14 protein-coding genes and 2 pseudogenes are annotated in these 17763 nt (G+C 36.6%); 9 read left to right on the top strand and 7 right to left on the bottom strand.

The window, feature by feature from the left end:
• Window positions 1–3: 3 nt before the first annotated feature.
• Entirely contained in the window at window positions 4–1998 is a 1995-nt protein-coding gene (tkt, locus tag AC3ANV_RS13125; protein ID WP_488314011.1) for a transketolase, read from the bottom strand.
• 250 nt (window positions 1999–2248) lie between these two features.
• Between tkt and AC3ANV_RS13120 the strand changes: the two genes are divergently transcribed.
• The 7 genes and pseudogenes from AC3ANV_RS13120 to AC3ANV_RS13090 all read left to right on the top strand — a co-directional run bounded on the left by AC3ANV_RS13120 (window position 2249) and on the right by AC3ANV_RS13090 (window position 9770).
• Window positions 2249–2998 carry a DeoR/GlpR family DNA-binding transcription regulator gene (locus AC3ANV_RS13120; RefSeq protein WP_488314010.1) on the top strand — a complete coding sequence of 250 codons (750 nt, stop codon included), beginning with the start codon at window positions 2249–2251 and terminating at the stop codon, window positions 2996–2998.
• 1069 nt (window positions 2999–4067) lie between these two features.
• Entirely contained in the window at window positions 4068–4901 is an 834-nt protein-coding gene (locus AC3ANV_RS13115) for a hypothetical protein (RefSeq protein ID WP_488314009.1), read from the top strand.
• Window positions 4902–5600: 699 nt separating this feature from the next.
• Window positions 5601–5729, top strand: a pseudogene (locus AC3ANV_RS13110) (P-loop NTPase family protein); the annotation flags it as partial.
• A gap of 25 nt (window positions 5730–5754) precedes the next feature.
• Window positions 5755–6105: a hypothetical protein gene (locus AC3ANV_RS13105; RefSeq protein WP_488314008.1), complete on the top strand. Its 351-nt coding sequence runs from the start codon at window positions 5755–5757 to the stop codon at window positions 6103–6105.
• Between the two features lie 735 nt (window positions 6106–6840).
• Window positions 6841–7671 (top strand): alpha/beta hydrolase, encoded by an 831-nt coding sequence (locus AC3ANV_RS13100; RefSeq protein ID WP_488314007.1) that lies wholly within the window; start codon window positions 6841–6843, stop codon window positions 7669–7671.
• Window positions 7672–7827: 156 nt separating this feature from the next.
• Window positions 7828–9015, top strand: a complete 1188-nt coding sequence (locus AC3ANV_RS13095; RefSeq protein ID WP_488314006.1) for an ATP-grasp domain-containing protein — start codon at window positions 7828–7830, stop codon at window positions 9013–9015.
• A gap of 17 nt (window positions 9016–9032) precedes the next feature.
• On the top strand, window positions 9033–9770 hold the full coding sequence (locus AC3ANV_RS13090) for an esterase family protein (RefSeq protein ID WP_488314005.1): 738 nt from the start codon (window positions 9033–9035) through the stop codon (window positions 9768–9770).
• 932 nt (window positions 9771–10702) lie between these two features.
• Here AC3ANV_RS13090 and AC3ANV_RS13085 read toward each other — a convergent pair.
• The 4 genes and pseudogenes from AC3ANV_RS13085 to AC3ANV_RS13070 all read right to left on the bottom strand — a co-directional run.
• Window positions 10703–11026, bottom strand: a pseudogene (locus AC3ANV_RS13085) (Tn3 family transposase); the annotation flags it as partial.
• Between the two features lie 123 nt (window positions 11027–11149).
• Window positions 11150–12178: a spore photoproduct lyase gene (gene splB, locus AC3ANV_RS13080; RefSeq protein ID WP_488314004.1), complete on the bottom strand. Its 1029-nt coding sequence runs from the start codon at window positions 12176–12178 to the stop codon at window positions 11150–11152.
• 15 nt (window positions 12179–12193) lie between these two features.
• Window positions 12194–12439, bottom strand: coding sequence for a transcriptional regulator SplA domain-containing protein (locus AC3ANV_RS13075; protein WP_488314003.1), 246 nt, complete (start codon window positions 12437–12439; stop codon window positions 12194–12196).
• A gap of 72 nt (window positions 12440–12511) precedes the next feature.
• Window positions 12512–12670, bottom strand: a complete 159-nt coding sequence (locus tag AC3ANV_RS13070) for a hypothetical protein (protein WP_488314002.1) — start codon at window positions 12668–12670, stop codon at window positions 12512–12514.
• Window positions 12671–12837: 167 nt separating this feature from the next.
• Between AC3ANV_RS13070 and AC3ANV_RS13065 the strand changes: the two genes are divergently transcribed.
• Both AC3ANV_RS13065 and AC3ANV_RS13060 read left to right on the top strand, forming a co-directional pair.
• A complete protein-coding gene (locus AC3ANV_RS13065; protein WP_488314001.1) occupies window positions 12838–12999 on the top strand; it encodes a YugN family protein in 162 nt (53 codons plus the stop codon).
• Window positions 13000–13016: 17 nt separating this feature from the next.
• The gene (locus AC3ANV_RS13060; RefSeq protein ID WP_488314000.1) at window positions 13017–13529 is read left to right on the top strand and encodes a staygreen family protein; all 513 of its coding nucleotides are present in this window, start codon (window positions 13017–13019) and stop codon (window positions 13527–13529) included.
• Between the two features lie 602 nt (window positions 13530–14131).
• On the opposite strand, the gene AC3ANV_RS13055 is transcribed toward AC3ANV_RS13060, so the two are convergent.
• Both AC3ANV_RS13055 and AC3ANV_RS13050 read right to left on the bottom strand, forming a co-directional pair.
• On the bottom strand, window positions 14132–16033 hold the full coding sequence (locus AC3ANV_RS13055) for an ABC transporter ATP-binding protein (RefSeq protein ID WP_488313999.1): 1902 nt from the start codon (window positions 16031–16033) through the stop codon (window positions 14132–14134).
• Window positions 16030–17757, bottom strand: coding sequence for an ABC transporter ATP-binding protein (locus AC3ANV_RS13050; protein ID WP_488313998.1), 1728 nt, complete (start codon window positions 17755–17757; stop codon window positions 16030–16032). The genes AC3ANV_RS13055 and AC3ANV_RS13050 overlap by 4 nt, the downstream gene beginning before the upstream one ends.
• Window positions 17758–17763 lie beyond the last annotated feature (6 nt).

Raw genomic sequence — 17763 nt, 5'->3', positions numbered from 1 at the left:
ATTTTAAGATTGTAGTAGGCTTTTTGCAGTTCGAACAACATTTTCTGTGGAAAATCCGAATAGCTCCATTACTTCATCCCCTGTTCCTGAAGCACCGAATGTTTCAATAGATACTATTTTCCCTTCTGGTCCGACGAAGCGGTCCCAGCCAAGGGAGATACCCATTTCCAGTGCCACACGCTCCGTAACAGAAGCAGGCAGAACAAGCTCTTTGTACTCTTTCGGCTGGCGATCGAACAGTTCCCAGCTTGGCATGGCAACAACACGAACAGAAACATGCTCTTTTTCCAGCTCGGCTTTTGCTTTAACAGCCAAAGACACTTCTGAGCCTGTAGCGATCAAAATAACACCAGGCTTTTCATCTGTCTGTGTTAACACGTATGCTCCTTTAGAAAGTTTATCTATATTTGCTTTTGTTTCTTGGAACACAGGCAAGTTTTGACGGCTCAGCACCAAGGCAACAGGTCCATCGGTTTGTTTTAGTGCATAAGCCCAAGCACTTGCCGTTTCGTTTGCATCTGATGGGCGAATCACGGTGAGCCCTGGGATCGCACGAAGAGAAGCTAGCTGTTCAATCGGCTCATGGGTTGGACCATCTTCACCAACCGCGATCGAATCATGAGTAAATACATAAGTGACTGGAAGCTTTTGCAAGGCGGCCAGGCGAATGGACGGTCTGAGATAATCATTGAAAACAAAGAATGTACTAACAAAAGGCTTTACCCCGCCATGAAGAGCTAAACCATTGCCAGCTGCTCCCATTGCGTGTTCTCGAACACCAAAGTAGATATTTCGTCCACTAAATGAATCTACTGCGAAAGCTGCGTCTTCCTTCATATCTGTCATTGTCGAGTGAGAAAGATCCGCACTTCCTCCAAAAATAGAAGGAACTGATTTGACAAAATGGTTAATGGCTTCTCCGCTGGCTACACGAGTTGAAATTGTTTTACCTGTCTCAAATGTCAGAATGTTTTCCGCATTGATTAGAACTTCCCCCAATATGGCATCTTCCAGTTCCTTCGCTAATTCAGGATATGCCTTTTGATAAGATTGGAATAATGAATTCCATTGTTGTTCTTGACCAATGCCTCTTTGTTTTAGCTCTTCAAAATGGTCTTTAACTTCTTCCGGTACGAAGAAATCCTCTTCATAATGCCAGCCATATACCTGTTTTGTTGCACGAGCTTCTTCTGCCCCAAGGGGATTTCCATGTGCCTTGTTTGTTCCTGCAACTTTAGGACTACCATAACCGATAGTGGTTTTAATTTCGATCAAGGTTGGTTGGTTTGTATTTTGTTTTGCTAATGTAATAGCTTTTGAGATTTCTGCTACATCATTTCCATCTTCTACTCGTAAATATTGCCAATGAGCAGATTCGGTTCGTTTTTGAATGTCCTCTGAAAATGAAAGGTTTAATGCACCGTCCAAAGAAATATCATTTGAGTCATATAAAGCAATTAATTTTCCTAGTTTCATATGACCGGCCATAGACATGGCCTCATAAGAAATGCCTTCCATTAAATCTCCATCGCCAACCAAAGCAAATGTATAATGATCAATTACAGGGTATCCATCCCGATTAAATTTTGCATCTAAATGGGCTTCAGCCATTGCCATTCCTACTGCATTTGCAATTCCTTGCCCTAAAGGCCCAGTTGTAGCTTCAACACCTTCTGTGTGACCAAATTCCGGATGACCAGGTGTTTTGCTATTAAGCTTTCGAAATTTTTTCAAATCTTCTAAAGATACATTGTACCCAGCTAAATGAAGTAAACTATACAACAAACTAGAGCCATGTCCGGCAGAAAGAATGAATCGATCTCGATTAAACCATTTTGCATTTGCAGAATTATGATTTAGATGATGCGCCCAGAGTGCATATGCCATTGGAGCAGCCCCCATAGGAAGGCCAGGATGACCGGAATTAGCACTATTGATCGCGTCAATTGATAAGGTGCGAATCGTATTTACAGCTAGTGTTTCAATACTTTGTTTCATCTTTTTTTCCTCCTCTTTATTCATGTAATGTTTAAATTAGTACAAAATGTCAGTTTTAGGTTTCTTGCCTCGAAGAATTTCTTGTTTTTGCATCTTAAAGCGAGTTTTTCCGTATTTGAGAATATTTTATCTTTATAAACAAGAAAAAACAAGAAGAATATTGCAAAATTTTTCTTAAAAATTGGCGAATTCAAGTAAAAATAATATAATTAAGAATAAACATGCAAAAACACGGAGGCTGATCATTGTTATGCTAAGAAAAGAACGACAAAGCAAAATTTTACAAATACTTGAAAAAGAAGGGAAAGTCGTTGCTAAAGAATTAAGCATGAAATGGGATGTTTCCGAGGATACAATCAGAAGAGATTTAAGAGAAATGGATTCATTGGGTCTTCTCAAAAGAGTACACGGTGGGGCATTTCCCGCTTCTGCAAGCGCTTTAACCTTTTCTGAAAGAACGGAAGAAAATATAGATGCAAAAAAAGAATTGGCTTTAAAAGCTGTGAAGCTTATTAAAGATGGACAAGTTCTTTTATTAGATGGAAGTACTACAAATCTTTTTCTGACTCAAGAAATTCCTATCGAGTTTAAAGGGACCATTATTACGAATAGTCCATCTATTAGTTTGGCATTATCAAAACATCCAAATACAGATATTATCCTTCTAGGCGGAACCTTCTTCAAGGAATCTTTTGTGACTGTAGGATTTGAAGTCATTGAAGTGCTTAAAAATATTAGAGCAGATCTCTGTTTTTTAGGAGTTTATTCACTACACCCTGACTTTGGAATCAGCATCCCTCATATAGAAGAGTCTCATGTTAAACGTCAGATGATTAAAAGTTCAAATAAAATCGCAACCCTGGTAACAAGAAGTAAACTTAATACCATTTCCAATTACTTGGTTGGTCCAGTTTCAGAACTTGATTACTTAATTACGGAAGACGGTCCACTAAGTCATAATTTAAATAAGTATATGGAATTAGGTATCGAGATTATTTAATCTATAACAGTTCTTTAATGAGAATATAAAAACATTTCACTCGTGAAAAAGAATCAAAACTTCCTTTTTTCAACGATCACAAAGAAGCGAGAGAATGGTTTAAAGAAAAATTTCGGTTATAGTTTCATATTAACTTCCTATGAAATGATTGATGATCAAATTTGTTATTTTTACTACTTAATTTTAGACCGCAAAGTATTTGAAGCTGGCAAGAAAGAAATCTAGTCAAAAGGAATTATGACGGATGCCATCAAATTCATGGGCAGCTATCAAGAAAATGGAAGATGGAAGTGTTCATATCGTCTATTAATAAGTAGAAAAGAAGGGCAGGATCACGAATTGATTCTGTCTTTCTTTGGGTCTCGTGTAAATTCCACATAACTGTACTTTGATTGAATAATTGAAATAAAAACCTATGTACAATTTATACTAAAATAAATTCTCGATTGCCGAAACACATTCTTTGCAAATTATAAGGGCTCCATATAAAAGTAGTTAAAGAAGTTTTCAATTATTCGTATAATATAAATTTTAACGAAATACAGGAAATGCTGCATGCTGTAATCGTTATATCATTCATATAGAAGTTTACGAAACAATTTAAACTGATGACGATTTCCAAAATGTTTAATTACAAATAAAATCGTTACATTTACAAAAAATGATGTTCAAAAATTCTAGTTATTAAATTCCATTAAAGGGCCATATTGCGGAGGATCATTTTTAAAATTGGGTATTTATCGAGGAGATTATGAAGGATTGTACTTAAGCTAACGTAAGCAGTTTACTTTAAGAACGGTTATTTTTATTTGAAGTCGAATATTAAATAACAGCATTTAAGCTAAGTCCATCGTATTGATGGATGAACAATAATATGACACGTAATCGGGAGCTGCCGCAGTTTGAAATCCTGTAAACAAGGTTTGTAAATGGAATAACAATGTCTATACAAGGTTTAACTCCGCTAAACAAACTAAACTAAAGAGATGGAAAAAGACAATATGCGAAGGAAATACAGGTCTTTCACCTATCCTTAAAACACCCATAAACTGGAATCAGGGTGATGAATATGCAAAAACGGAACCAGATGGACATAACTTCTATTCATCAAAAATATTTTCGTCCATCTTGCTTGAAAGCTTTAAATTTAAGATTCGGTTGGGAGTTCTATTCACTTTTTTCTGAAAAGCCTCCTGACCAAATCAAATTACCTTCTGAATTGACTAGAACCCCCGAAAATACCCTTCATAACTATTTTAGCGTCCTGCGTGAAGCTGAAAATATGGGAGGGAGGAGTTGCGGTACGGTTGGTCAGGCACGTACTCCATTTCCAATTGCTTATAACTTTCTGTCTAAAGAGTATCAAAATAAATTAAGCTATGATGAATATTTTAATTCGTTTGCTGGGATAGGGCATACGAGTTTAATAAAGCTTTTTCACGTACCTGATGGAAAAAAAGGATTAAAGTTTTTTTATGAAATTGAAACGATTGAGGGGTTTAAAGGTAAGCGAGCTGAGTATTTTGGTTATTCCTATGGATTTATCCAGCTTGTTTATGAAAAAGAGGGTTATCGAATTTCAGATTTGAGTAAATTTGAAGAGGATTTTTTATGTGCACCATATCATGGTTGGGACCATGACGGGGAAGCTGTCGTAGAAGTGAAATATGGGGGATGGTGCAAATTGATACAACAAATTTACCCAACTGTGAAAAATGGATACTTTAAAAATATTTATTTTAATGGTACTGACGGAGCTGATTATTGTGTTATTTTTGTTACATTGACGAATGGAACTGATGTAAAAATTGCTCAATTTCGGAAAGTAATCAATGAAGAGTGGAAACAGGTTAACATTAAGCCGGAAGAAGAGTGCTTAACTGAGAAAAGCACTGATAATTGATTAAGGGTCCACCTTTTGGAGAGACAATTTACAATTTTGAAAAAGTAAATAATACTGGGTTGATAATACACGAAAATTAGCTTTCTTATTCAACGAAGGCTTGAGTGAATCAAAGAGTCGTAGCTGCGGCTCTTTTTCTTGTTCCACTACCATGAAAATAAGTTTCCTCAAGATTAGTAAAATGACAATACTTAAGAAGACCCTGCTCAATCGTTAAAAAAAAGAGGAGAGCGTTAATTAATAAGTCTATGAATTGGTTGACTGGATTAAGGTCAGTATCAGTATTGACACTTCCTTACCATTTTCATTCTCTGTGGTGAAGCGCTGATTTTGCGCTTCATGGATGGCTAACGGGAGTTTACTTGAAGAAGGATTCTCTAAATAAAAGGAGTACTTTGTTTGTTATATTGGAATCTAAATGGGTATAACGAAGTATTTACTCCATCCTATTAGGCACATTAATCATAGGATTAATGTGCTTATTTATTGATGGGATGGTGGTAATTTTGAGTATTTTAAAAAAAATCTCTTGTTTGTTAGTTATTTTTTTAGTTTTTGTAAATTTGATTGGTCATGAAGCAATTGCTTCAGATGGTGAAATAACGCTAAAAGAAGCGATTAACATTGGATTCCAGAGAGCAAAAGAATGGAATGTAAAAGCAACACTTTCATCATTAATCTTAGAGGGATGGCGTATCGATGAAACGTATATTGGTTATTGGAGTGTCCGCTGGTATCGGAAAATCCACTTTTGCCAGAAGGCTTGGAGAATACCTAAATATCGATGTATATCATTTGGATACGCTTTACTGGAAACCTGGGTGGGTTATAGCCTCTTCGGTGGTGAGTTTATATGACTAAACGTGATTCTTTGATAGGAATCTTTAGAGGGTTATCTAATGAGAAGTTCTTAGAGTTTGTTCTATTCCTTCAAGAACAATATAACTTTGCCTTAGAAGATGTAGAAAGTGCGGAGTGGCGTGTATCCTTTTTTACTAAGGCATTTGAGTCTTGTGATACAGGTGAGAAGTTTACATTCAAACGCCCACATACTGGAAAACCGTTTACTTTTGACCCTGAAGGCGAAGACAAAGAAGGAATGGCTCGTATGTTAGAAGAAGCTAAACGTGACTTAATTAAAGGGCATAAGTTACTCAATCTTTTGTCTATTTTTAAAGATGCTTTCGATTATAAGAATAATTAGTTTGGAAAACTGCGATTACAATCGCCTATAGTATTTGTTAATCACGAAGTAATTTGGATTAGAAATACTGACAAAAGGGCAATTGCAAAACTTGAAAGTTTAAGTCACGAATAAAATTCCTTATTCAACAAACGGGTGCCTTAGCTAAAGGTGATGATCGCTGCGGCGGTCTTTTTTTCTTATTGTCCTAACGTGGGAGTTTAGTGCAAGAAGGATTTCTCTTTAATAAAGCGAATTTAAATACTGAGTCGTCTTGTTAAGAAATTTTCTTAGTAGGTGTTAATATGTCAGAATACATTTTCGAAGAAGCAAAAGTTTGTTGAAGAAGGAATCTAATTTATTTATGTTGAATTAATTACAAATTGCATTTACAGACCGAGGTGGTAACTGGTGGGCAAGAACAAATATGTAGGCAGTTGGTCAGAATCAAAGTTTATTGAGATTGACTTAGAGTTAAATAAAGAAATTTAGTTGAATTATTGTTGGGTGTAGTAAATAGCAGTAACAAATTTTCACATCAACAAATTTGTAATTGGTGTGATAAATATTATATGAAATATATGGATGATTATAATTTTTATAACAGCGAGGTATATAAAGTTATTGAAGATATATCTGCCCAGTGGGATTTATATTTATCAAACACTTATTCATTAGAAGAACTTCAGCAGTTGGATTTTTCTAAAGTAGAACTTCCAATATTTAATGTAATATCAAAGTAGCGAGGAAGGTAAAATGAATCAATCCTATTTTTATTTAAAACTAGAAACACATCAATTACATATGTCTTATAAAAATGAAAAACGTCGAGTGCGTGTTTTATTGCCAAAAAATTATGATAAAGATGAGGCTAAAAATTATCCAGTTGTCTATATGCATGATGGACAAAATGTTTTCTACAGTAGTGAAGCTTATAGCGGGTATTCATGGAAAGTTATTCCGGCAATTAAACTAAACCCCTTTTTACCGAAGATGATTGTTGTTGGGATAGATAACGCTAAACAAGATCGAATTAATGAATATACGCCTTGGAAAATTACTGAAAGCCCACTTCCTGAAGATAATGAACTAGGCGGAAGAGGCGTGGAGTTTGCTAAGTTTGTCATGACTGTCGTGAAGCCGTTTATCGATAAGCATTACCGAACTAAATCGGATAAATATCATACAGCGATGATTGGCAGTTCACTTGGAGGAAATATTTCGGCTTTTATGGGTATTGAATATAAAAATCAAATTGGTGGTTTAGGCATTTTTTCTTTAGCCAATTGGATTACAAATAAAGCCTTTGACAGTTATATTGCTAGAGAAGAGTTGGATCCTGAACAACGCGTGTACATTCAAGTTGGGACTCAGGAAGGCGATGATGCCGATCGACAATTGATGTATGGTAATATGAAGCAGGCATATATCGATTGCTCGCTTAAGTATTATAAACAACTGATAAAAGGCTCTATTCCAATTGATAGCATTCGTTTAAATATTTTTGCGGATGAAAAACATGATGAAAAAGCTTGGGCAAAACACCTGCCAGAATGTTTACGTTTCTTAAGTGAGAAGTGGTCTTGAATGAACTGAATAATTATATTTGACTGAATTAGATCATGGGAGGAATCTATCACTTTTTTAGATATTTTTGGAAGTTTAGATTGATTTTAAATTGAAATAATTGTACCTTAGTTGTGAAAATAATGAATTTTTTGATTTTGAGAAAGGAGCTTTTTTATGAATTATATTTTGATATCACCATATTATCCAGGTAATTTTCAGTCATTTGCTCATCGTTTAAAAGACGCAGGTGTCAATGTTTTAGGAATTGGCGAAGAGCCATATGACCAATTAAGTTCCGAATTACAAAACGCTTTAACAGAATATTATCGTGTGAATAATTTAGAAGATGTAGATGAAGTGAAACGTGCTGTTGCATTTTTATTTTATAAACATGGTCCAATTGAGCGCATTGAATCCAATAACGAATACTGGTTAGAACTTGATGCGCAGTTGCGTGAGCAATTTAACGTGTACGGCAATAAAACGAATGACTTGAAAAAAGTTAAATATAAATCTGAAATGAAGAAGCTGTTTAAAAAAGCAGATGTGCCTGTTGTAGATGGAAGAATCGTTAAAACTAAAAAGGAGTTATCTAAAACCATTGATGAATTAGGACTGCCAGTTATCGCTAAACCAGATAATGGAGTGGGATCAGCTGCAACCTTTAAATTAAGTTCAGAAGAGGCTGTACGTCATTTTGAAGAAGAATGGGGAGAAGCACAAGTGTACTTCTTAGAACCATATGTCGAAGGAGGCGTGCTTTGTACATTTGATGGTTTAGTGGATCAGAAAGGGAACATTGTTTTCCAAACAAGCTTTACATATAATGTGCCGACTCTGGAACTCGTTAAGGGTCAGTTGGATTTAGCTTATGTGATTCAAAAAGAAATTGATCCAAAGCTCGAAACTTATGGAAAGGCGATTGTGAAAGTTTTTGGCATGAAAGAACGCTTTTTCCATATTGAGTTTTTTAAATTAGAAGATGGGGATTATGTTGCACTTGAATATAATAACCGCTTGGCTGGCGGATACACGATTGATATGTACAATTTCGCGTACTCCATTGATTTATTTGCTCAATATGCTTCTCTTGTGACAGGAGGAGAATTTAAGGAGTCCGATGCCGAAAACCAGTTTTGTGTTGGTGTAACACAGCGTGATGCGTATGAGTATAAACATGATACGAATGCTATTTATGAACGATTTGGCGACCGTGTGAAGTTTGAACAGCGCATGCCAGATGCGTTTGCGGAACTCCAAGGAAATCAATTTTATGCGATTAATGCAGATTCGCAGGAAGAAGTCGATGACATTATCCGTTTTGTACATGAACGAAAAAATTGCAGCATTGTAAACGTATAGGGATAGGAGATTTTTCTATGCATATAGAACATTTAAACCATTGGAGTGGCGAATTAGGGCGTGAAATGCCGTTGAACAGATATGGACACAGTGGCATGCCAATCTTAGTTTTTCCTTCATCTGGAGGGACGCATTTTGAATACTATGATTTTGGAATGATTGATGTGTGTCATGACTTTATTGAATCCGGAAAAGTTCAGTTTTTTACTTTGGCTAGTATAGATAGCGAAAGTTGGCTGCACGACTCAAAACCGGCGCATGACCGTGCATTAGCTCATGATGCATATAACCGTTATGTGATTTCAGAAGCTATTCCATTTATTAAACATAAAACAGGTTGGTTTGATCCAATGATGACAACGGGGTGTAGTATGGGGGCATATCATGCGTTGAACTTTTTCTTGAGACATCCGGATGTCTTCCAAACAACCGTTGCACTTAGCGGTGTTTACGATGTGCGTTTCTTTCTTGGGGATTACGGAAATGATCCTCTTGTATACGAAAATTCACCGAGTGATTACATATGGAATCAAAATAACGGCTGGTTTATTGATCGATATCGTTCAGCAGATATCATTATTTGTACCGGGCTGGGTGATTGGGAACAGGATGGGCTGCCTTCATACTTTACATTAAAAGAAGCCTTTGAAGAAAAACAAATTCAAGCATGGTTTGATGAGTGGGGCGAAGATGTTTCGCATGATTGGGTTTGGTGGCGATGTCAAATGCCGTATTATTTAGGAAAATTACTTTAATAAAATGTCAAAAAAACATCAGTACGGTTGAGTCGCTGGTGTTTTTTTACAGAGGATTTTTTGATTTTTAGGTAATAAATAGAAGCGTGTTTTTTGAGTAATTTTTTTCCACTTCCAAATACATGAGAAAATCATCGGCTGCTTCAGTAAAATTCATCCGTTAAAGACCTCCAAAATTTCATTTATGAGGACGTACCCGTAAATTATGGGACGTACATGGAACTTATTGAGACGTCCATAGAAGTTATCGGAACGGAACGAATAATTATATTAAAATATTAAATATTATATGAACTTGAGGGGATAAGTTATTGGTACGCTTGGATTTTTTCTCAGTTAACATAATATAAATTCTAGGAAGTTAAACGCCGGGAAACTAAAACTGTCTCATTAGGCAAGTATACTTAAGATAATGAGACAGAATTTAAATTTTGAGTTATTATAACTAAAGTTGTTTAGTTAATATTTGATGTTCTTTCATTTTGGTGATGCCAGTTGGATTTGATCAATTATGGATTAGAGAATTCCAAAATCATTAAATCACTTTACAGCAGTTTTTGCGTCGGGTTTTTGATTATTTGTTTTTAATTGTATTTTATGGTCAATAACCAAATTATTTTGCTGTTTGTTCCTGATTTTACAATTTCTTAACCTGATTAGTTTACATAACATTATTATGTTTGATAGTTCCTTTTTTTAATACTTTCGCTGCAAATTAAGCGATGTTTTAGGATTTTTTTCTTGCAGCTATTTGCAGAACCTCTCTTCACTTTTTTGGAAAAATCCGGTCAAAATCCAATCAAAATCCAATTCCCCGCTGATGATACTGCTGGGACTCATTTTAAATCAGCATGACTTGGGGTAGTACCAGCAGCTGTTACTACCCTCAATAAAGAAGAAAATTAAAAATGTAAAGGGTTCCCTATTTCTGATTACCTTTCTTCGATTGGAATTCGTTCCATCATATCCAATTTAAAGATGCCATTGGGATTTACATGGCTATAGATAAGGGGACTTAACGCTCTCAAATCTTCAGGTGTCATCATATCCAGCCACTTCTTTTCCGATAAAACAGATTGAATCATTAATGTATTAATAAACACGAGACAATGTAATAAATGCAGTGAAAGAACGGCAACCTCTTGGTCTTCCAATCTATTTGTTGAAATTTCTCCACCTTTTCCGTAAAAAATAAAGCCGTTGGCGGAGTTCCAATTCTCTACAACATTGAGGCCTTCATTAATTTCTCTTCGAATGTCTTCCGAGCCTATTCTTTTGTAACATTTCTTTACTGATTACTTCCCTCGAAGCTGTTTTTATTAGGGGATACCGCCAACATTTCGGAAACGCTTGTGTCTTAACATAAATTAATATGATTGTTAGGTGAAGTATTCCAATTTAGCATTTGGAAAAAACTTTTCCATATAAGAATAAAGGTGACTTTTTATATCCTCTTCTTCTTCCTTTTGATAAATATATTTGCCAATGCCATATTTTCCCCATTTATATCTTCTCGATGACTCATCCAGCTCTAATTTAGTCATTGGGTAGTTCTTTTCAATCACTTTCTTTGCAGGTTTAGTGAACCTATGTTGAATAAATTCAAAAGTAATATCGTCCCTTGCATCCTTCGGTAACTCGGCATCTAGCCGTTCAAACAAATGATAGTATCCATTCTCCCATCCTTCATGAAGGTAGATAGGTGCCACGATGAACCCTAATGGGTATCCGGCTCTTGCTACTTTTCCTGCTGCCTCAATCCGTTTCGCTAATGAAGAGGTGCCAGGCTCGAAATTTTTTATCACATAATCTGAGTTGACACTAAAACGAAATCTTGTTTTTCCATTATGTTTAGCATCCAGTAAATGATCAACATAATGAAACTTTGTCACAAAACGCAGCTTGCCATACTCCGATTTCCCAAAATGCTCAATAGCTCGCTTTAATGTATGTGTAAGATGATCGAGTCCAACAATGTCAGATGTACAAGATGCTTCAAATCGTGTGATTTCCGGTGCTCGTTCTTCCATATACCGATCAGCAGTATCTAAAATATCTTCCACATTTACATATGTACGAATGTAAGGCTTTGACCCCATTGTCGTTTGCAAATAACAATAATGGCAATGACCCATACATCCTGTTGCAAAAGGAATTGCATATTCTGCCGAAGGCTTAGATGTATCAAACTTAAGTGTTTTTCTTACCCCAACCACTAATGTAGATTTTGCAATCCTATACCTTTTAAAATCAGTATCACCCGGTAGGTTTCTGACTTGGTTATGTGAAGTGGTGTAGCGTATTTCCACATCCATTTTTTCAAATTTGTCCTTCAGTTTCTTACCAAGTGGATATTCCAATGCAGCTGGTTCAAAGTAAACGAGCTGTGGCGTAAATGGTTTATTCATGTGATAATCTCCATTCTATTCATATCCAAAATACTGTTCATAGGCCTGCAACGCATCATCCTCACTTGCGTAAACAGCCATTTCATTTGTTAGAGGATAATATGTTTCATACAGAAATATCGCCAATTCACCAGGATTCTCCGGATTATTCACAACTGCCGCTTCTTGAACATTTGCAACGTCCTGTGTATGCGGATTTCGATAAAAGACGTAGACAACATCTCCTGGATTATAGGAGGTATAGTCAGAATTTACTTCCATTCCTTTCACTATCCTTTAAATGTCCTTATTTTTATAACAGAAAAAACGCCGCTAAGGGCGCGAAATAATAAATTATATTGAAGGCTTATCCGCTATATTTGTAAGCCTTTCATTGTTTGTATCAGGTTGTCCGTAACCGGTAACCTTTCCTGCATGAACCTCATGGTACTTCGATCCTGACCCCGGTTGCCCTCTTTGTTTCTCGCCATTAGTACGTTGCTGGTTTGACAATATAAGCACCTCCTTTGCTCATTAGGATTTGTTACTTCCCTGAAGTTATTCGAAGCATATAAAAATAGCGAAAATAACATTTTCCAATTCCTCATTGAAAACTGGGTATTTTATTCTTTTTCTGATTAAGAATAGTATCTGACCTTTTATACAGGAGTGAAGTAAAGATGATTCAATTACAAACAGAAATTGAAGGAAAAAGAGCGTACTTTGGGGCAGTTCGAGATATCTTTCATTCTCATGGATGTAGTTTTTGCAGTAATTTTGATTATGACCAAGGGAAATTCGACGCATTGTTATGGCGTGATGAGGAGAGTCTATTTACCTGAGAGTCCCCATTTATGTTTTGGATGGGGCTTTAGATCATCCCAGTGCATTGATTCAGTTTGGAACCCCTTTTGTCATTAAGCATGTTGTTAATATTGGACTAGATCATGATGAAAACTCATTCATATCCGGTACGACAGGGCTTGATCAATTTCAAACACCATTGGATAATGACGGTTATATCTATGATAAAAGCAGATGGACGAAAGCCGGTGAAGAAGCAATCCAACAAGTCTATAGTTCAATCAATGGATTATTTCACATAAGTGGAGAAGAATTTGATGAACATTCCTCTAAAAAACGCTTCTTGATTTTCGAACGTGAAGCTAAACTTGCCTTAACAGCCATCTTTTATGGTGGCCGCAAATTTTTCGGGTGTTTTCCTCAGTTGTTGGATTCCTCCATCTTTATCAAATTCGAATCCATCTATCTACAATATAATCAAGTACTTTATTATGGTACCCCTTGTCAATATTTAGATTCCATCTTTTTTCCGGATGTTACTGAGTCATTCGTTTCACCTCAATTTTAACTATAAACCACCGTTCATGGTAACCCTGTTTTCTATTGATTTGCTTAAAGTAATTACAGCTAACCGGTTAAATCTGAAATTTGGTAAACTAAAATAAGGGGATTTAAAGGGTTTCAGCTACATTAGTATTGGCTGATTGAAAACGAATCCCAGGCTTTGCTATACATTTGAAGTAGATAAGAATGGTCAGTTGCTTTTGTGGTTATGAGTCCACTGAAGAATTTTCATTTAAAATGATATTGAATTTAAGGGGCTACTTAATTACAAATAAATCGTTACATTTACAAAAAAGATATCCATGTCAAATTCCATTAAAGGAGGCTTATATGTAGTGTACTAAGGCGTAGTTTTAACGTTAACAACTTTATGTTACCTCCATCCAAAACAGGACGGGGGAATGCGTGTGAAAGTATTAAACTTTAACAACATACTGTAATCTTGACATTTCCTTATTGCGGGTGGTGACAGCTTCGCTGGTACTACCCCTACTTGGTAGGATTTTTATTGAAAACAGATTTCAAAGATAGAATGTCCCGATCAAAAGGTTTTAAAAAAAGCGTTCAGAAAGCCTGAAGACTTTCCGAACGCCTAACCATCATTCATTAACCTGCATCTTTAACCTGGTCCCGACCAGCAAACTGACTGTTATATAAATCAGCGTAAAATCCGCCTTTTTCAAGAAGTTCAATATGATTTCCTTTTTCAATTACACTTCCATTATTCATAACGAGGATCAAATCTGCATCACGAATGGTGGAAAGCCGGTGTGCAATGATAAAGCTCGTGCGGCCATGCATTAAATGTTTCATTGCTTTCTGTATTTGCACTTCCGTACGTGTATCAACACTGCTCGTTGCTTCATCAAGGATAAGGATGGCCGGGTCAGCAAGAATAGCCCTAGCAATCGTTAATAATTGCTTTTGACCTTGCGAAATATTAGAAGCTTCTTCATTTAGAATTGTATCATACCCATCCGGAAGTGTTCGAATAAAGTGATCTGCATTTGCTGCTTGAGCCGCTTCGATGATTTCCGCTTCTGTAGATCCTTCTTTTCCATAAGCAATATTGTTGCGAATTGTGCTATTAAATAGCCATGTATCCTGTAGGACCATTCCGAATAAATTACGTAAGTGCTCCCGTTTTAAATCCCGAATATCAATCCCGTCGATAAAAATCGTCCCCGAGTTGATTTCATAAAAGCGCATCAATAAATTAATGAGCGTCGTCTTTCCGGCTCCCGTCGGTCCAACGATGGCAACGGTCTGACCTGGTTTTACATCAATATTCATGTCCTCAATTAACATTTCTTTTTCCTCATAACCGAAGGAAACATGTTTGAACATTACTTCACCGTTTGGATTAGGAATCTCTTTTGCATTAACGGCCTCGGGAACTTCCTCTAATTCGTCTAAAATCTCAAACACACGTTCTGCACTAGCTATTGTGGATTGGATTACATTTGCAATCATCGCTGTTTGTGTAATTGGCTGAGCAAATTGTCTAGCATATTGAATAAAGGCTTGAATATCCCCTATTTCAATAGACCTTTTGGTAACGAGTATACCACCTGCTACCGATACGAGCACATAGCCAATATTATTAACAAACGACATTAACGGCATGATCAATCCAGAGACGAATTGTGCTTTCCAACCTGATTGATAAAGGGTCTCGTTGATTTTTTCAAATTGTTCGATTGATTTCCTCTCATGTCCAAAAACCTTAACAACTTTGTGACCTGTATACATTTCTTCCACATGTCCGTTTAATTGGCCTAGAGCCTTTTGTTGTCCTTTAAAAAATTGTTGCGATTTTTTGGCAATACTTGCAGTAGCTACAAAGCTTAACGGCAGAGTCACCACTACAATAAGGGTCATTAATGGACTAATTGAAAGCATCATGATGATAACGCCGATAATCGTAACGACCGAAGTGATAAGCTGAGTCATGCTTTGCTGCAAAGTAGTGCTAATATTATCAACATCGTTCACGGCACGACTAAGGATTTCCCCATGCGTACGGGAATCAAAATATTTTAGAGGTAAACGGTTAAGTTTTTCATCCACTTCTTTGCGCAAATTGAATACCGTTTTTTGCGCTACCCCTGCCATTATATATTGTTGGATATAGGCAAAGATTGCACTTAATATATAGAGTCCGATTAAAAGTAGGATTATCTGCCCGATATAATCGAAGTCGATTTTTGCACCTGGTACACCTTTAAACTTCAACATTAATCCTTCAAATAGCTTGGTTGTAGCTTTCCCCATAATCTTAGGGCTGACTATGGAGAACACGGTACTGATAATTGCAGTTAATAAAACAGCTAATAGTTGTAATGAATGAGGTTTTAAGTAGCTAATTAATCTTTTTAACGTTCCTTTAAAATCTTTTGCTTTTTGGACAGGCATCATGCCTCCGCCACCAAAACCGAATCCACCACCTGGACCTCCCGGTCTTCTTTGTTCCGGTCCTTGTCTAAAACTATTGGACTCTTTGCTCATGCGATTTCCTCCTCTGAAAGCTGTGACATCACAATTTCACGATATACCGCACTTGTTTCCATAAGTTCACGATGTTTACCGATACCGGCAATTTCTCCATTGTCCAAGACAATGATTTGGTCAGCATCCATTATTGTGCTTACCCGTTGTGCCACTATTAATACGGTCGAATCAAGAGTTTCTTCTTTTAAAGCAGCACGGAGCTTGGCATCAGTTTTAAAATCCAAAGCGGAAAAGCTGTCATCAAAAATATAGATTTCCGGCCTTCTGACAAGGGCTCTCGCAATCGATAAACGCTGCTTTTGTCCGCCCGAAACATTTGTTCCCCCTTGAGCAATAACTGCATCAAATCCATCCGGCATGTTTAAAATAAATTCAGATGCTTGCGCAATTTTTGCAGCATGTAGTATTTCATCGTCGGTTGCATTTTCTTTCCCAAAGCGAATATTTTCTGAAATCGTTCCGGTAAAAAGAACCGCCATTTGCGGCACGAAGCCAATTTTTTCTCGTAAGCTCTCTTGTGTCATTACCCGAACATCGACACCGTCAACAAGAACTTTGCCACTATCAACATCATAAAAACGCGGGATTAAATTAATTAGCGTAGATTTCCCCGAGCCCGTTCCGCCAATAATGGCTGTCACTTCCCCCGGTTTCATCGAGAAAGAGATATTTGAAATCGCCGGCATCTCAGCACCTGGGTAGCTAAAAGTAACATTTTGAAATTCGACTAGCCCTTTTTTACCTTCCCCTTTGGCAGATACAGCCGGATTCTTAATATCCGCTGTTGTTTCAAGTACTTCGTTAATTCTTACCCCGGAAACGGAAGCACGCGGGATCATGACGAACATCATTGACAACATGATGAACGAGAACATGATTTGCATAGCATATTGAATAAATGCCATCATATCACCCACCTGCATGTGACCGTTGCTAATTCGAATTCCGCCAAACCAAATTATCGCTACCGTTGTAAGATTAAGGACGACCATCATGATTGGCATCATTGCGGCCATGATTTTATTTACCTTAATAGCAGTTGAAGTTAAATCAAAATTTGCTTCATTAAAGCGTTTTTTCTCATGTTCCACCCTATTAAAAGAGCGAATAACGCGAATGCCCGTTAAATTCTCCCTTAAGACACGATTCAGATTGTCAAGTTTGATTTGAATTACTTTGAAAAGAGGGATCCCGCTTCTTGCAATAATAACAATTGCTAATATTAAAATGGGGATAGCAACTGCAAGAACTAACGTTAGCTTCGCATCTTTAGAGAAAGCCATAATAATCCCGCCGATACACATCATTGGGGCCATCGCCATCATTCTTAGCATCATTACTAATACTTGCTGTACTTGAGTAATATCATTAGTGGTTCGTGTTATGAGTGATGCTGTTCCGATCTTATCGAATTCTTGTAGGGAAAAATCACCAACATGTGAAAAAATTTTAGTTCGAAGCGATTTTCCGAAACCGGAAGCAACTTTTGCTGAAAAGAAACTAGCAGTGATGGAGCACACCATTCCAACTGCTGCAACTAACAGCATAAAACCGCCAATTTTCCAAATATAATGGGTATCACCAGTGACTACACCTTTATCGACGATATCTGACATTAACGTTGGTAAATAAAGTTCAGATAAGGATTGCAAAAGGACAAGGACGAGAACAACCACAATCGATAATCCAAAGGGCTTTAAAAATTTGCTTAATTTAATCAAGTTTCT

The organism is Neobacillus sp. DFD-2R (assembly GCF_057747865.1).
This window is presented reverse-complemented; position numbering and strand designations above follow the sequence as displayed.

What these genes read in the sequence shown, in the direction of transcription:
- splB (WP_488314004.1), bottom strand. Translation starts at nt 12,178, where the DNA reads ATGAATAAACCATTTACGCCACAGCTCGTTTACTTTGAACCAGCTGCA.
- AC3ANV_RS13075 (WP_488314003.1), bottom strand. Translation starts at nt 12,439, where the DNA reads ATGGAAGTAAATTCTGACTATACCTCCTATAATCCAGGAGATGTTGTC.
- tkt (WP_488314011.1), bottom strand. Translation starts at nt 1,998, where the DNA reads ATGAAACAAAGTATTGAAACACTAGCTGTAAATACGATTCGCACCTTA.
- AC3ANV_RS13095 (WP_488314006.1), top strand. Translation starts at nt 7,828, where the DNA reads ATGAATTATATTTTGATATCACCATATTATCCAGGTAATTTTCAGTCA.
- AC3ANV_RS13055 (WP_488313999.1), bottom strand. Translation starts at nt 16,033, where the DNA reads ATGAGCAAAGAGTCCAATAGTTTTAGACAAGGACCGGAACAAAGAAGA.
- AC3ANV_RS13105 (WP_488314008.1), top strand. Translation starts at nt 5,755, where the DNA reads ATGACTAAACGTGATTCTTTGATAGGAATCTTTAGAGGGTTATCTAAT.
- AC3ANV_RS13065 (WP_488314001.1), top strand. Translation starts at nt 12,838, where the DNA reads ATGATTCAATTACAAACAGAAATTGAAGGAAAAAGAGCGTACTTTGGG.
- AC3ANV_RS13090 (WP_488314005.1), top strand. Translation starts at nt 9,033, where the DNA reads ATGCATATAGAACATTTAAACCATTGGAGTGGCGAATTAGGGCGTGAA.
- AC3ANV_RS13100 (WP_488314007.1), top strand. Translation starts at nt 6,841, where the DNA reads ATGAATCAATCCTATTTTTATTTAAAACTAGAAACACATCAATTACAT.
- AC3ANV_RS13120 (WP_488314010.1), top strand. Translation starts at nt 2,249, where the DNA reads ATGCTAAGAAAAGAACGACAAAGCAAAATTTTACAAATACTTGAAAAA.
- AC3ANV_RS13115 (WP_488314009.1), top strand. Translation starts at nt 4,068, where the DNA reads ATGCAAAAACGGAACCAGATGGACATAACTTCTATTCATCAAAAATAT.